1 protein-coding gene is annotated in these 257 nt (G+C 61.5%); it reads left to right on the plus strand.

What is annotated here, in order from left to right:
- Nucleotides 1-112: 112 nt before the first annotated feature.
- Nucleotides 113-257: ribosomal protein S19 family protein (locus AC0IYH_RS32550; protein WP_471838481.1), on the plus strand; the 145-nt coding region annotated here is incomplete at its 3' end.

Below are 257 nucleotides of genomic sequence, written 5' to 3' on the forward strand. Positions count from 1 at the left end.
TCCGGTTACGCCCTGGGGCAAGCCGACGAAGGGTGCGCGCACCCGTCACAACACGTCGACCGACAAGATGATCATCCGGTCGCGTCATTCGACGAAGAGGAAGGGCTAACTCATGGCTCGTTCAGTCTGGAAGGGCCCGTTCGTCGAACTGAGCCTTCTGAAGAAAGCGGAAACCGCGCAGGATGCCGGTGGCCGTGCACCGATCAAGACCTGGTCGCGTCGTTCCACCATCCTGCCGTCGTTCGTCGGTCTGACGT

The sequence above is a fragment of the Pseudomonas sp. AC463 genome (assembly GCF_979253585.1).